We start from the raw sequence: 14,221 nt of genomic DNA, 5'->3' as shown, positions 1-14,221 counted from the left end.
CGACGCCGAAGCCGCCCGCGCCACCCGCGACCGGCACCTCACCCTCTCCACCCTCACCGACGGCCGACTCCGACTCACCGGCACCCTCGACACCGAAACCGCCGGCCTCCTCCGCGCCGCCATCGACCCACTGAGCGCGCCGTCCGGACCGGACGACTCCCGGTCCCCCGGTCAACGCCGCCACGACGCCCTCGCCGACGTGTGCCGCCTCGCCCTGCGCACCGGCGACCTGCCCGAGCACGGCGGCGACCCCGCGCAAATCGTCGTCACCACCAGCTACGACGAACTGACCCGGCAGTTGGGCGCTGGCACCCTCGACACTGGCCTCCACCTCACCCCGGAAACGGTGCGCCGCCTCGCCTGCGACGCCACCATCCTCCCCGCCGTCCTCGACGGCAACGGCCAGGTCCTCGACGTCGGCCGACAACGCCGCCTCATCACCGGCCCCCTCCGACGCGCCCTCGTGCTGCGCGACCGTGGCTGCGCCTTCCCGGGCTGCGACCGGCCGCCGCGCTGGTGCCACGCCCACCACATCCACCACTGGGCCGACGGCGGCACCACCAACCTCGACAACAGCGTGCTGCTCTGCGGCCACCACCACCGACACCTGCACCACAGCGACTGGACCGTGCGACTCGCCAGCGACGGCCACCCCGAATTCGTGCCACCCGCCTGGCTCGACCCCGAACAACTCCCCCGCCGCAACTACTACCACCGACGAACGTAAGAGCAGCGAGCCGTCCGGGCCGCCCGCCAAGCCGGGCAACCAATCCGCACCCTGGTTCGAGGGAGGGGCCTCGCTCCCCGAGGGCCGGGCCCTGGCTGGGGCCGGCGCTGCCGTCGAAGGCACGAAGGCCTGAGCACCCACCCGGCGGAGGGGTTGGCCGTGCTGCTGACCGCGCGTATGGCGATGCCGGGGAGCAGCACGCCGATCCACGACGCCCTGACGCGGACTCCCCCGTGGAGCGTCACGCGCGTCCCGCTCAGCCCGCTGGACGCCGATGACGATGGACATCACCGAGCTGCCTCGACCGGTACGAGTTCGGCTCGCCGCCAAGCTGGGCAGATCGGCCATCGACGGGCACAACCAGGCCGAGGCGATCCCGGTACTGGAACGGCTGCTCGCCGACCGACGGCTGCCGCCGGGCGCCCGCGCGGTGAGCTGGGCCCGGTGCTGGGGCGGATGCTGCGCCAGCAGGGCGAGGCGCTGCACGGATACACCGAGATCGAACGTGCCGTGCCGTACCTGCGCGCGCCGCGCCGCAAGGCACCGCGCTCTCAGCGCTGGCCCGGCTGACGTTGACCGGGCGTCCGGACGAGGCCGTTCGGCACGCGGCGGACGCGCTGTCGTTGGTGCGCGGAAAGGGCCTCCTGGCGTGGGCCGCCGATGCCGTGTTGGTGCTGGCCGAGGCGGCGGCCGCAGCCGGTGACCCGGGGCGGGCCGCGGGGGCGGTCGTCGAGTTGGAGGCCGGGATCGCGGGTCCGGCCGTGCCGCGGGCCCTGGCCGCCCTACGTCGAATGCCGGGAGCTCGTCCCGGCCTGAGCCGGGGCGGGCCATCTACCGACGGCCCGCCCCCGTGGATCAGAGGATTACCTGGTGCACGCGGTCGTCCACGCCGCGTACCGCCAGCCAGGCGCCGCCGTTGGCACCGGCGGCGGCCCCGGGCGCACCCCGGAACGCGTCGGTGGCGAACTCACCGCGTCGGAACCAGCCGCCCCAGGCGCCGTCTGCCAGGTTGCGCTGCCAGAGCCGGTTGTCGGCGGCCAGCGCGAACAGGTATACCCGGCCGGAGGTGGCGAGCAGGGTCGGGCTGCCGCTGGTGGTGCCGCCCAGGTTGGTCCAGGCCGACCAGGTGGTGCCGGTCCGGGTGCTCCACCACACCTCGTCGGTGCGACTGCGGACCGCCACGTGCAGCACGCCGGCGTCGTCGACGACCGCGCTCGGCCGACCGTAGAACGGGCGGTCCCCGGGAGCCCCGACGGCGGTCCAGCCGGCGCTCGGCGTACGCGACCAGAGTTTGCCGTCGGCACCGCGGGCGACCAGCGTCCACTGCGTCGGGCTGGTCCAGGCCACGGTGGGCGCGTCGGTCAGCGTGCCACCGAGGCTGCGCCACGGTCCCCACCTGCCGGCGGCGTAGCTGCGCTGCCAGGCGGCGTTGTCGGTGCCGCGGACGAAGACGTCGATCCGCCCGTCGGCGGAGCCGTACGCCGCCGGTTGACCGAGGATCCGGCCGCCGACCGGGCCGCCGAGGGAGGTCCATCGACTCCCCCACGTCGTACCGGAGCGGGTGTTGACCGCCAGGGCGCCCCGCGCGTCGCGGACGAAGGCGGTGGCGTGCGTGTCGTCCACCCGGACCAGCGCGGGGCTGGCGCTGGCGGTGCCACCGAGGTTGACGCCGGCGACCTGGTCGGTGCCGGTCAGACCCAGCATGGCCACGCCGTGCGCCGGGACCTCGACGGTGTACGAGCCGGTGAACGGCTGGACACCGGCGGTGCCGGGCGCGGCGTCGACGTCGGCGCGGGACCACAGGTCGCGGACCCGAACCGGCCCGCCGAGGGCGACGTCAGCGAAGTTCACAGTGATCTGCTGGGCGGTGTCGTGCCGGTTGAGCAGTGCGACGGCCCGCTTGCCGGAGCCGGTGAGCACCTTGCTCCAGACCTGCGCGTCGGTGCCGGTGTCGGCGACCTTGACTCCCTGCCGAACCAATGGGTCCTGGTCCACGGCGATGATCTCCGGGTTGGTCAGGGCCGAGATCATCTCCTTCGGCAGGCCACGCGGGTCGGAGCCGATCACCAGCGGCGCGGCCATGATGGCCCACATGCCGAGCTGCGTCTTGGATTCCTCCAGGCTCAACTCGTACCCGCCGTCGGGCAGCGGACGCATCGGCAGCAGGTAGTCCGGGTCGTTGTAGTGCCCCGGGCCGGTGGCCGCCGGGTGGTACGCGTTGACGTCCATGTTGCGCAGCACCCACGGGTACGCCCACTGCGGGGTCGGGTCGGTGAGCCCCACGTCGGTGTAGGTCCGCCAGGAGTCGGCGATGGTGGGCGCGTACGTGTAACTCCAGGTGGAGAGCTGCTCCGGGGTGTACGGGCCGCCGCCCCAGTCGGAGCTGACCGGGTTGCAGATGTTGAGCAGCATCGGTCGGGGCGACTGACGTACCGCCTCGGCCAGCTCCCTGAACGTGGTTTCCGGGTCGAGGCCGGCGGCCCGGCCGCAGAGCCAGTCGGCCTTGAGCGCGTCGAAGCCCCAGCCAGCGAACTGGGCGATGTCAGCCTGGTAGTGGCCGTTGCTGCCGAGCCCGCACTGCCCCGGCAGGTACGGGCCGGCGTCGGTGTAGATGCCGGCCTTCATGCCCCGGCTGTGGATGTACGCGGCCAGCGCCGCCATTCCGCCGGGGAAGCGGGCCGGGTCGGCGACGAGGTTGCCGGCCTCATTGCGCGGGGTGGGCGCGGCCCAGTTGCCGTCGATCCAGACGTAGGTGTAGCCGGCGTCGCGCAGGCCACTGTGGACCATGTAGTCGGTGACCGACCGTACCTCGGCTTCGGTGGGGTCGCCACCGAGGCCGAAGTAGGTGTTCCAGCCCTGGTAGGGCGTCGGGGCGAGCCCGCTGTTGAAGAAGGTCGGCGCACCCTGGTCCTCCGCGCCGGTGCCGGCCGGGGCGTGACCGGGTCGGCCGGGCCCGTGGCCGGCCGATGGTGGGCCGGCGTGGGGCGGGCCGACGTGGGACGGGCCGACCTGCGGTGGGGCGGCATGGGGTGGACCGGCCATCGCCGGCATGGGGCTGGCCAGGCCCAGGCCGAGCACGGCCAGAGCAGCGGTCAGCGGTCGGTTCAGGCGCATGGAGGTACTCCTGTCCCTCGGGGGTGGGGGGTGGTGGTGCTCCGATCTCAGTCGCGGGTCAGCACGATGAGGTCGGCGTCGTGGGTGGCATTCCACTGCACGGGCAGGCCGACAGTGGCCAGGTGGCTGCCGGAGTAGCGCTGATCGCCGTGCGCGTAACGGGCCGCCGGGTCGAGGCCGCGCAGCGGCAACCGGACCGGGCGGGACGGAAGCAGGCCGGAGCCGTCGAGGCGGCCGGTGTGCCAGGCCAGGACGACCACTCGGCTCTCGTCCGGCGCGGTGTACTGCACCGCGCAGCGGGCCTGGTCGGGGCCACCGATCAGGTGCACCTCGCCGTGCGTGACGACGTCCCGGATCTCCTTGTAGCGGGTGATCCAGCCGGCCGCCTCGGCCCGCTCGGCCGGGGTCCACGCCCGGATGTCCGCGCCGATGCCGAGCACGCCGGCCATCGCCAGGACGAACCGGAACGCCAGCGTCCGGGGCCGGGGGTCGAACATTCCGGGCGCGTCGGTGACCCAGGAGCTGAGCAGGTGCGGGGCGTTGGCGTGCAGGAAGCCGTACTGGATGGCCAGCCGGTCCAACGGGCCGGTGTTGTCGCTGGGCCAGAAGACGTCGGCCCGGGCGGCCATCGCCAGGTCGGTGCGCGCGCCTCCGCCGGCGCACGCTTCGATCAACACCCCGGGGTGGTCCCGGCGCAACCGCTCGTAGATCCGGTGCAGGTTGGCGACGTGCGCGCCGTCCAGGTCGAGTGGGCCGACCCCACCGGATCTTCCCGGTTCGGTGCGCGGCCGGTTGAAGTCCCACTTCAGGTAGTCGATGTCGTACCGGCGCAACAGACCATCGACTGTGGAGTGGACGAACTCGGCTACCTCCGGCCGACCCAGGTCGAGCAGGTACTGGTTGCGGACCGGGGTGAGCGGCCGGCCGTCGACGGAGTAGACCCAGTCCGGGTGCTCGGCGTACAGGGACGACTTCGGGTTGACGCACTCCGGCTCTACCCAGAGACCGAAGTTCAGCCCGAGCGCGCGGACGTCGGCGATGAACGTGTCGAACCCGGCCGGGAACTTCGCCGGGTCGGGTGTCCAGTCGCCCAGCCCGGCGGTGTCGTCGTTGCGGCCGACGAACCAGCCGTCGTCCACGACGAACGTCTCCACGCCCAGTTCGGCGGCGATCCGGGCGAGCGCGAGCTGGCTCTGCGCCTCGACCGCGAAGTAGGTCGCCTCCCAGGAGTTGTAGAGCACCGGGCGCGGGGTGAGCCGGTCGGCGGCCAGCAGTCGCTGGTGGGTGTGCCAGACCCGGGCCAGCCCGTCCAGGCCGTCCGAGCTGTACGCCCCGGTGGCCACCGGCAGGGTCAGCCGGTCACCAGCGGCCAACTCCAGCGGGCCGTCGACCAGCTGACGGCCGACCCGCACCCTGGTCAGGCCGCCGGTGTCCCGCTCGGCGCTGATCTCCCACGAGCCGGTCCAGGCCAGCGCCATTCCCCACGCCGGGCCGCTCGGCTCGGCGCTGTCGCGCACCGCCAGCCAGGGCACGTGCAGGTGCCCGGGTACGCCCTGGGAGCTGCCGATGCCGAACGTGCCGTGACCCAGCTCGACGTGGGAGAGCTGGAACTCCTGCGCCCACTGACCCCACTGGTGGCTGAGGAGCGCGCCGTGCGGCGTCGGTACGCAGAATCCGCCCGAACCAGCCCGGATGACCCGCAGCGCGTCGGCGCCGTCGTTGGTCAGCTCGACCCAGCGCTGCACCACGTCGGTGCCGACCGGCACCCGGTAGTGCACGGTGGCGCGCAGCCCGGTGACCGGGTCGGCGAACTCGACGGCCAGCTCCCGCTGATCGGCGTCGATCCGCGCGCCGGTGTGCGCAAAACCGACCCGGCGCTGCCCGTTCGAGGTCTCGATCACCAGGTCGGGGCCGGTGAACGGGCGGTCGGCGTCGGTGGCGTACTCGATGGGTGCCGCGTCTCCCGCGGTGAGGAACGGGACCGGGCCGTCGTAGCCGACCGGTGAGGGTCCGTCGGAGACGCCGTGCGGTCCCCACGCGACAAGCTCCAGCCAGCGGCCGTGCGCGGGCACCCGCACGGTGTACTCGGTGTGCGTGCCGCGCAGCGTCCAGCGCTGCCCGGCCTCGGCTGTCACTTGACCGCTCCGAGCGCCAGGCCGGAGACGAAGTGCCGCTGGAAGCGGAGGAACACCGCGACGGTGGGGACGGCCGCGATGACCGTACCGGCGGCGATGACGTTCCAGGACGAGACGAACTGCCCCTGGAGGGCGAGCAGCGCAGGGGTGACCGGCATGTTGTCATCGGTCCGCAGCACGGTGATCGCCCAGAGCAGGTCGTTGAAGATCCAGGTGAAGGAGAGCGCCCCGAGGGCGGCCAGCGCGGGGCGGGTCAGCGGCAGCATCACCCTGGTGAAGATCTGCGCCGTGCCGGCACCGTCGATGGTGGCCGCCTCCTGGATCTCGCCCGGCAGATCCCGCATGAAGCCGTGCAGGACGAACGTGTAGAAGCCGAGCCCGAAGCCGACCTGCACCGCGATCAGCGCCCAGAGCGTGTCGTACAGGCCGGTCAGCTCGCTGAACTTGGCCACCGGGATGAGCAGGATCTGCGGTGGGAGCAGGTTGCCGGCGAGCATCAGCAGCAGGATCGTCCGCCGCCCGGGGATCCGGAAGCGGCTCAGCGCGAAGGCTGCCATCGCGGCCAGACCCAGGCTCAGCAGCACCGACGGGACGGTGACCAGCATGCTGTTGATCAGCGCGCGTAGTTCGCCGCCGTCGGTCCACGCCTGCCGGTAGGTGTCCAGGGTGAACGACCGGGGCAGGCTGCCCACGCCGTGCGCGGCGATGTCGTCGAAGGACCGGGTGGACATCACCACCACCCAGAGCACCGGGCCCAGCCAGAGCAGCGAGAGCAGGATCATGCCGGTGTGGAAGGCCCCGGTACGGAGCTTGTTCATGACGCTTCCTCCCGGAACGCGCGGACCAGGTAGCCGAGGATGACGGCCAGCGCGAGCACGAAGATCACCACAGCGATCGCGGAGGCGTAGCCCAGGCGCAGGCTCTGGAACGCGGTCGAGTACATGTAGGTGCTGAGCAGCTCCGACGAGTGGTACGGCCCGCCCCTGGTCATCGACCAGACGATGTCGAACGACCGCAGCGAGTCGATCACGATGACCGACAGCACGACGGCGTTGACCCCCTTGAGCTGGGGAATCGTGACGTGCCGCAGCCGCTGCCAGGAGTTGGCGCCATCCATCCGGGCCGCCTCGTGCAGCGCCGGGTCGATGGCCTTCAGCCCGGCCAGGAACAGCACCATCACGTAACCGATCTGCCGCCAGAGCGCGGGCAGGATCACCGCGTACAGCGCGGTCTGCGGGTCGGCGAGCCAGGGCCGGATCAGGTGCTCCAGGCCGACGGCCCGCAGCAGCGTGTCGGCGATGCCGTCGGGTTGGTAGAAGACGCGCCAGACCAGCGCGGTCACCACCAGCGAGAAGACCACCGGGGTGAACAGCGCGGCCCGATAGAAGCCGACCCCGCGCCGCTCCTTCAGCAGGACCAGCGCCATGCCGAAGCCGCCCAGCACGGAGAGGCCGCCGAAGAGCACCAGCCAGATCACGGTGTTGAGCAGCGCGCCCCGGAAGGTGGCATCACCGGCCAACTCGACGTAGTTGTCCGCGCCGACGAAGCTGGGCGCGGACATGCCGTCCCAGCGGGTGAGGGAGAACCAGAAGCCCTGGAGCGCCGGCCAGAACACCCAGATGCTCTCGACCAGGAAGGGCACCAGGACGAACGCCACCAGCAGCGGCGACAGTCGAGCCGACCGTCGCCGCCGCCGAGTGGGGGTGACCGAAGTCGTGGAGATAGTTGCTGTCACGTCAGCCCTTGAAGACCTTCTCGGCGCCCGCCTGCCACTCCCGCAGGATCGCGTCGATCTGGTCCGGCTTGTCGATGAACTTGGTCAATGCGGTGTCCGCGGTCGGCTGGAGCGCGTCGTTCGAGTCGCGGTTGAAGAACTGGGTCAGCTCCTTGGCCTCGTCGAGCATCGCCTTGCCCTTGACCACCAGCGGGGAGTCCGACGCCTTGGCCTTGGGGTTGGCCGGCAGCACGATGCCGGAACTGGCCTTGACGTACGCCTCCTGGGCCTCGACCGAGGACAGGTAGGTGAGCAGGGCCTTCGTGCCGGTCGGGTTGCCGGTCTTCGCGCTGGCGAAGAAGCCGTCCGTCGGCGCCTCCTCGGCCAGGGGCACCGCCGGGTCGATGATCGGGAACCGGAAGAAGTCCAGGTCATCGAGGGCGTCCTTGGGCGCCGCGTCGGCGAAGAACGTGCCGATCAGGAACATGCCGGTCTTGCCGGCGAGCAGCGCGGTGGTCGCCTCCTGGAACGGGTACGCCTTGCCCTTGGGGTCGAAGTAGGGCAGGGCCTCGCGCCAGCGGGTGAAGACCGCCTTGACCTTCGGGTCGTCGAAGCGCTGCTTGCCGGCGAGCAGCTCGCGGTGGAACGGCGCGCCGTTGATCCGGATGTTGAGGTAGTCGAACCAGGCCGAGGCGATCCACGGGGTGTCGCCCAGACCGATGCCGATCGGCGGGATGCCCTTGCTCTTCAGCGTCTCGCACAGGGCCAGGAAGTCGGTCCAGGTCTTCGGTTCCTGCACGCCCCACTTGGCGAAGTTGGACTTGCGGTAGAAGAAGCCCCACCAGTAGTTGTTCATCGGCACGAAGATCTGCTTGCCGCTGGCGTCGGTGGAGAGGGTGCGCAGCGACTGGGGGTAGTCGTCCAGCGACTTCCAGACCTCGGAGACGTCCAGCAGCAGGTTCTTGCTGGCGTAGTCGTTGGCGACCGAGCCCGCGTACCAGGTGTAGAGGTCCGGCGGGTTGGACGAGGTCAGGTAGGTCGGCAGTTGGGTCCGGAAGGTCTCCGAGGCGATCGTGTTGAGGCTCGCCGTGCCCTTGCCCTGCGCGTTGAAGGTCTCGATCAGCTTCTCCATCGCCGCCTTGGCCTGCGGCGAGGAGAGGTTGGACTGGATGGTGACCGCGCCCGAGCCGTTGCTCGTCGTCGGCCCGCTGGCGGAGCTGGCGCACGCGCTGAGGAACGAGCTGGCGCCGAGCGCGCCCAGGCCGGCGAGCCCGAGGTGGCCAAGGAATCGCCGGCGACCGGGGTCGAAGTCGCTCACGGGGGTATCCCTTCCTTTACGACACGCAGCGTCACCGCGCGATGTGTCGTCCATGTGAATGCTGTGACCAGAAGGTTGCATCGACCCTCGCCGGCTGTCAAGATATCTTCGTAATTAATGATTAGATGAGATCAAGGCGAGGATCAGGTGGATCAGCCTATGCGCCGGCTTGAAGGTAAGAACGCGCTGGTCACCGGCGCGATGGGCGGGATCGGCGCGGCCATCGCGCGACGGCTCGCCGCCGAGGGAGCAGCAGTCGCCCTGCTCGACGTGGCCGACACCGCCCCACTGGCCGACGAGTTGACCGCGCGCGGCGACCGCGCACTGTCCGTAGTGGGCGATGTCAGCGACGAGGCTGACTGGACGGCCGCCGTGCGCGCCGTACGGGACCACCTCGGCCCGGTCGACATCCTGGTCAGCACCGCGTACGCCGTGCGGGTCGCCCCGGCGCACGAAACCAGCCGGCAGTCCTGGGACCACCAGCTCGGCGTCAGCCTCACCGGCTCGTTCCTCGGCGTCCGCGCCTGCCTGGACGACCTGCGGGCCCGCTCGGGCGCGGTGGTGCTGATCTCCTCGGTGCACGCGCTGGTCGGGTTGCCCGGCCGGCCCGCGTACGCCGCGGCCAAGGGTGGTCTGGTCGCGCTCGGCCGCCAACTCGCCGTGGAGTACGGCCCGCAGATCCGGGTCAACACCGTGCTGCCCGGGCCGATCCTCACCGCCGCCTGGGCCGAGGTGTCCGAAGAGGACAGACAGCGCAGCGTCGCGGAGACTGTCGCGAAGCGTTTCGGCACACCGGACGAGGTGGCCGCGACCGTCGCCTTCCTCGCCTCACCGGACGCCGCCTACATCACCGGCGCGAGCCTCGTGGTGGACGGTGGCTGGACAGCGGTGAAAGCCTCGGCCTGAGAGATCGACACCAACCAGCGAAAAGGCCAGGAGCATTGGCACAGTACGCACGCCGTGGCGTCCACGGGCAGACCGTCGAAGCGATCGCCCGTCGCATCCTCACCGGCGAGATCCCCGCCGGCGCGACCCTGAACATCGTCGCGTTGCAGGAGGAGTTCGACGTCAGCCTCACCGCGCTCCGCGAGGCGCTGAAGGTCCTCTCGGCCAAGGGCATCGTCGACGCCCGACAGAAACGCGGCACCTTCGTCCGGCCCCGGGCGGACTGGAACCTGCTCGACGGCGACGTGATCCGGTGGCAGTTCGCCGAGGGCACCGACCAACGGTTGCTCGACCAACTGCACGAGGTACGCGCCATCATCGAGCCGGCCGCCGCCCGGCTGGCCGCCACCCGCGCCACCGAGGACGACCTGACCGCTCTCGACCGGGCACTGGACGAGATGGCCCAGGCCAACGGTGATCCCGCCGCCGCCATCGCCGCCGACCTCGCCTTCCACCGCGCGCTGCTCACCGCCACTCACAACGAGCTGCTGGAGCGGATGGAGGTGGTGATGGAGACCGGGCTCGCCGAACGGGACCGGCTGGTGCACGGCGGCACCCCGCACGACGACCCGGTGCCCAGCCACCGCGCGGTGGTCGACGCGCTGCGCGACCGGGACGAGACGGCGGCCGAGACCGCGATGCGTCAGTTGCTGGACAAGGCCGTCCGCGACGTCGAGAAGGTACGGGGACGAAGGGGCAGTCAGTGAAGATCGAGCGGATCGAGACCTTCCTGGTCGCGCCACGGTGGTTGTTCTGCCGGGTGGAGACCGACGACGGGCTGGTCGGGTGGGGTGAGCCGGTGGTCGAGGGCCGCGCCGAGGTGGTGCGCAGCGCTGTCGAGGTGCTCTCCGAATATCTGATCGGTGCCGACCCGCTGCGCATCGAGCAGCACTGGCAGGTGCTCACCAAGGGTGGCTTCTACCGGGGCGGCCCGATCCTCTCCAGCGCGGTCGCCGGCCTCGACCAGGCGCTCTGGGACATCGCCGGACAGGCGTACGGCGCACCGGTGCACGCGCTGCTCGGCGGGCCCGTCCGCGACCGGGTGCGGATCTACTCGTGGATCGGCGGCGACGAGCCCGGTGAGGTGGCCGACGCCGCCGCCGCGCAGGTCGCCGCCGGCCTCACCGGGGTCAAGATGAACGCCTGCGGGCGGCTCTCCCCGATCCCCACCTCGGCCGAGGTGGACGCGGTCATCGGCCGGGTCGCCGCCGCCCGCGAGGTGCTCGGCCCCGACCGGGACATCGCTGTGGACTTCCACGGACGCGCCGGAATGGCAGCCGTCCGCCGGATCCTGCCCGAACTGGCAGCGCTGCGGCCGTTCTTCGTGGAGGAGCCGGTCCTGCCCGATCAGGCTCACCACCTGCCCGACATCGTGGCCAGCACGCCGATCCCGGTGGCCACCGGCGAACGGCTCTACGGTCGGTCCGAGTTCCTCGGCCCGTTGCAGGCCGGGGTCGCCGTGGTCCAACCGGACCTGTCGCACGCCGGTGGCATCTCCGAGGTCCGCCGGATCGCCGCGCTCGCCGAGACGTACGGCGCGCTGCTCGCCCCGCACTGCCCGCTCGGCCCGATCTCCCTGGCGGCCAGCCTCCAGGTGGCCTTCGCGACGCCGAACTTCCTGATCCAGGAGCAGAGCATCGGCATCCACTACAACGCCGGCTCGGAGTTGCTGGACTACCTGGTCGACCCGGAGCCGTTCCGGTTCGTGGACGGGCACATCGCCCGCCTCGACCGTCCCGGGTTGGGCATCACCGTCGACGAGGCGGCGGTCCGCAAGGCCGCCCAGACCCCACACGCCTGGCGCAACCCGGTCTGGCAGCACGCCGACGGGTCGTTCGCCGAGTGGTGACCAGCGCGAGGCCGGTGCCGCTGCGGGTGGCGTACGACGCGGCGCACGGCGGCCGGTGGACGAGTCTGCACGGCGGTGGCCGGGAGTGGCTCTGGCGCGGCCCGCAGCCCGGCCGGCACCGGGTACGCCCCGACGACGCGTTCGTCGACGCCGGTGGCCTGGAGGAGTGCCTGCCCACCGTGCGTGGCGAGCCGGACCATGGCGAGGTGTGGTCGCGGCCGTGGCGCAGCGTCGGCCCCGGCACCGTGGTCGTCGAGCGGCCCACGTTCACCCTCACCCGCCGGATCACCGACGAGGGCGGCGTGGTGGTGGCCGACTACGGGCTGGCCGCCGACCCCGGGTACCGGTTCGTCTGGGCCGCACACGCCCTGCTCGGCCTCTCCCCCGATGCCCACCTCGACGCACCCGCCGGCACCCCGACCCGGCTGCACCCGGAGGCCGCCGCGCTCCTGCCGCCGGGCAGTTGGCCCGTCGGCGACCCGTGGTTGACCGGGCCGTGGCCGGCCCCCGCCGGGCTGACGCTAGACACCTTCGGCGCGGACGACGGGACCGCGCTCGGCGCGGTGCTGCTCGACTGCGCCCGGGTCCAGGTGATCGACGGCACCGACCGGTTGACCCTTGAGCTGGAGTGCGCCGACCAGCCCCGCAGCACGGCCCTCTGGCGCAACCTGGGTGGCTGGCCGGCCGACGCCCCCTACCGCAGCCTCGGCGTCGAACCGATGCTCGGCGCCGCCTTCGACCTGGCCGACGCCGGCCCGTCCGACGCGGCGGTGGTTCCCGCCGCCGGCGAAGTCACCTGGCGACTCACCATCTCCGCCCACCGCACCCACTGAGGACACCGTGATGAATCTGCTCGACGAGCTGCGTACCCATCGGTTGCTGGCCATCGTGCGCGGCCCGGACCCGGCCGCCGCGCTGACCGCCGTGCTCACCCTGGCCGAGAGCGGCGTCGCCCTGGTCGAGGTCTCGTTGACCAGCACCGACGCGCTCGACGTCATCCGCCGCGCCCGGGCCGCCCTCGGGCCCGACTTCGGCCTGGGCGCGGGCACCGTGCTCAGCGCCGAGGACGCCCGCGCGGCGGCCGACGCGGGCGCCGGTTTCCTGGTCACCCCGGCGATCGCTGCGAGCCTCGCCGAGGGCGGCCGGCTCGGGCTGCCGGTGCTCGCCGGTGCCCTCACCCCCACCGAGGTGGTGCAGGCCACCGACGGCGGGGCCGCCGCGATCAAGCTCTTCCCGGCCTCCTTCGGCGGACCCGACTACCTCGGCGCCCTGCGCGACCCGTTCCCCGGTACCGCGTTCGTGCCGGTCGGTGGGGTCGACGTGGACGGTGCCCGGCGCTACCTCGACCGGGGTGCCACAGCGGTCGGCGTCGGTTCCCCGCTGCTCGGCGACGCCGTCCGAGGCGGCGACACGACGGCGTTGCGCGAGCGCGCCGCCGCCTTCCTCACGGCGGTCCGGGGATGACCGACCTGCTCACGCTCGGCGAGACGATGGCGGCGTTCCGCACCACCGGCCCGCTGCGACTGGGCGGCACCGCCAGCATCTCCGTCGCCGGGTCCGAGTCGAACGTGGCGATCGGCCTGGCCCGGCTCGGTCACCGGCCTGCCTGGGTCGGTGTCACCGGCGCCGACGAGCCCGGCGAACTGGTCCGCCGCACGCTGCGCGCCGAGGGCGTCGACCTGACCTGGTCCCGGGTCGACGCGACCGCCCCGACCGGGCTGATCCTGTTCGAGAACCGGGTCGCCGACATCAACCGGGTCACCTACCACCGCGCCGGGTCGGCCGGCTCCCGGCTGGGCCCGGCCGACGTGACAGGGGCCTTCGACGCGCCCGGGCCACCACCCCGACTGCTGCACGTCACCGGCATCACCTGCGCGCTCGGCGTCGAGCCGTACCAGGCGGTGGTGGAGGCCGTGCGGCGCGCCCGCGCGGCCGGCAGCACGATCTGCCTGGACGTCAACCACCGCGACCGGCTCTGGTCGGTCGCCGAGGCCGCCGCCGCGCTGCGCCCGCTGCTGCCCTCGATCGACCTGGTGATCGCCTCCGACGACGAGTTGGCGGTGCTGACCGACGCCACCGACCCGGCCCCGGCGCTCCTCTCGGCCGGCGTCACCGAGGTCGTGGTCAAGCACGGCGCCGGTGGAGCGACCAGCCACAGCGCGACCGGCACTACCCACCGTCCAGCCCGGACGGTACCGGTGGTCGACACCGTCGGCGCGGGTGACGCCTTCGTTGCCGGGCTGCTCTCCGGTTGGCTCGACGGCCTCGACGTGCCGGCCCGACTGGACCGGGCCGTCACCACCGGCGCGTTCGCGGTCGCCAGCCGGGGCGACTGGGAGGGCCTGCCCGACCGGGCCGAGCTGGCGCTGCTCGACCACGGCCCTGGCGGTACGGTCCGCTGACGATCCTTTGGGAGGAG

At 72.3% G+C, this 14,221-nt stretch carries 13 protein-coding genes; 8 read left to right on the top strand and 5 right to left on the bottom strand.

Annotated elements, in window-relative coordinates:
• Together DLJ59_RS09905 and DLJ59_RS37875 are read left to right on the top strand one after the other, a co-directional pair.
• Window positions 1–727, top strand: a 727-nt coding sequence (locus DLJ59_RS09905; protein WP_148096940.1) for an HNH endonuclease signature motif containing protein, incomplete at its 5' end; no start/stop codon positions are given.
• Between the two features lie 444 nt (window positions 728–1,171).
• Window positions 1,172–1,297 (top strand): hypothetical protein, encoded by a 126-nt coding sequence (locus DLJ59_RS37875; RefSeq protein ID WP_279635738.1) that lies wholly within the window; start codon window positions 1,172–1,174, stop codon window positions 1,295–1,297.
• A 285-nt stretch (window positions 1,298–1,582) separates the two neighbouring features.
• Here the strand turns inward: DLJ59_RS37875 and DLJ59_RS09900 are convergent, their stop codons facing one another.
• From DLJ59_RS09900 to DLJ59_RS09880, 5 genes are read right to left on the bottom strand one after another with little or no spacing between them, the layout of a single operon-like run.
• The gene (locus DLJ59_RS09900; RefSeq protein ID WP_124772203.1) at window positions 1,583–3,841 is read right to left on the bottom strand and encodes a DUF8189 domain-containing protein; all 2,259 of its coding nucleotides are present in this window, start codon (window positions 3,839–3,841) and stop codon (window positions 1,583–1,585) included.
• A gap of 47 nt (window positions 3,842–3,888) precedes the next feature.
• Entirely contained in the window at window positions 3,889–5,976 is a 2,088-nt protein-coding gene (locus tag DLJ59_RS09895) for an alpha-galactosidase (protein ID WP_124772202.1), read from the bottom strand.
• The gene (locus DLJ59_RS09890; protein ID WP_124772201.1) at window positions 5,973–6,794 is read right to left on the bottom strand and encodes a carbohydrate ABC transporter permease; all 822 of its coding nucleotides are present in this window, start codon (window positions 6,792–6,794) and stop codon (window positions 5,973–5,975) included. The genes DLJ59_RS09895 and DLJ59_RS09890 overlap by 4 nt, the downstream gene beginning before the upstream one ends.
• Window positions 6,791–7,711 carry a carbohydrate ABC transporter permease gene (locus DLJ59_RS09885; protein WP_124772200.1) on the bottom strand — a complete coding sequence of 307 codons (921 nt, stop codon included), beginning with the start codon at window positions 7,709–7,711 and terminating at the stop codon, window positions 6,791–6,793. Before DLJ59_RS09885 ends, DLJ59_RS09890 begins: the two co-directional genes overlap by 4 nt.
• Before the next feature lies 1 nt (window position 7,712).
• A complete protein-coding gene (locus DLJ59_RS09880; RefSeq protein WP_124772199.1) occupies window positions 7,713–9,008 on the bottom strand; it encodes an ABC transporter substrate-binding protein in 1,296 nt (431 codons plus the stop codon).
• A 159-nt stretch (window positions 9,009–9,167) separates the two neighbouring features.
• Here DLJ59_RS09880 and DLJ59_RS09875 point away from each other — a divergent pair, with 159 nt between their 5' ends.
• Genes DLJ59_RS09875 through DLJ59_RS09850 form a run of 6 tightly spaced genes read left to right on the top strand, consistent with a single transcriptional unit; the run spans window position 9,168 to window position 14,204 of the window.
• The gene (locus tag DLJ59_RS09875) at window positions 9,168–9,914 is read left to right on the top strand and encodes an SDR family NAD(P)-dependent oxidoreductase (RefSeq protein WP_124772198.1); all 747 of its coding nucleotides are present in this window, start codon (window positions 9,168–9,170) and stop codon (window positions 9,912–9,914) included.
• Window positions 9,915–9,949: 35 nt separating this feature from the next.
• The gene (locus tag DLJ59_RS09870; RefSeq protein ID WP_124772197.1) at window positions 9,950–10,660 is read left to right on the top strand and encodes a FadR/GntR family transcriptional regulator; all 711 of its coding nucleotides are present in this window, start codon (window positions 9,950–9,952) and stop codon (window positions 10,658–10,660) included.
• Window positions 10,657–11,802, top strand: a complete 1,146-nt coding sequence (gene dgoD / locus DLJ59_RS09865) for a galactonate dehydratase (protein WP_124772196.1) — start codon at window positions 10,657–10,659, stop codon at window positions 11,800–11,802. The genes DLJ59_RS09870 and dgoD overlap by 4 nt, the downstream gene beginning before the upstream one ends.
• A complete protein-coding gene (locus DLJ59_RS09860) occupies window positions 11,799–12,635 on the top strand; it encodes a hypothetical protein (protein ID WP_244235933.1) in 837 nt (278 codons plus the stop codon). Before dgoD ends, DLJ59_RS09860 begins: the two co-directional genes overlap by 4 nt.
• 10 nt (window positions 12,636–12,645) lie before the next feature.
• A complete protein-coding gene (locus DLJ59_RS09855) occupies window positions 12,646–13,266 on the top strand; it encodes a bifunctional 4-hydroxy-2-oxoglutarate aldolase/2-dehydro-3-deoxy-phosphogluconate aldolase (protein ID WP_124772194.1) in 621 nt (206 codons plus the stop codon).
• Complete coding sequence (locus DLJ59_RS09850; RefSeq protein ID WP_124772193.1) at window positions 13,263–14,204, top strand: sugar kinase; 942 nt, start codon at window positions 13,263–13,265, stop codon at window positions 14,202–14,204. The genes DLJ59_RS09855 and DLJ59_RS09850 overlap by 4 nt, the downstream gene beginning before the upstream one ends.
• Window positions 14,205–14,221: the final 17 nt, after the last annotated feature.

Origin of the sequence: Micromonospora inaquosa, from assembly GCF_003857055.1 — a bacterium.
In the GTDB taxonomy this organism is placed as follows: Bacteria; Actinomycetota; Actinomycetes; order Mycobacteriales; family Micromonosporaceae; genus Micromonospora; species Micromonospora inaquosa.
Note: the sequence above shows the minus strand (reverse complement) of the source record. Positions and strands in the feature narration are given on the sequence as shown.

Bases quoted from the DNA above. Each gene is read 5' to 3' on its own strand.
- DLJ59_RS09900 (WP_124772203.1), bottom strand. From the start codon at position 3,841: ATGCGCCTGAACCGACCGCTGACCGCTGCTCTGGCCGTGCTCGGCCTG.
- DLJ59_RS09890 (WP_124772201.1), bottom strand. From the start codon at position 6,794: ATGAACAAGCTCCGTACCGGGGCCTTCCACACCGGCATGATCCTGCTC.
- DLJ59_RS09875 (WP_124772198.1), top strand. From the start codon at position 9,168: ATGCGCCGGCTTGAAGGTAAGAACGCGCTGGTCACCGGCGCGATGGGC.
- DLJ59_RS09855 (WP_124772194.1), top strand. From the start codon at position 12,646: ATGAATCTGCTCGACGAGCTGCGTACCCATCGGTTGCTGGCCATCGTG.
- DLJ59_RS09850 (WP_124772193.1), top strand. From the start codon at position 13,263: ATGACCGACCTGCTCACGCTCGGCGAGACGATGGCGGCGTTCCGCACC.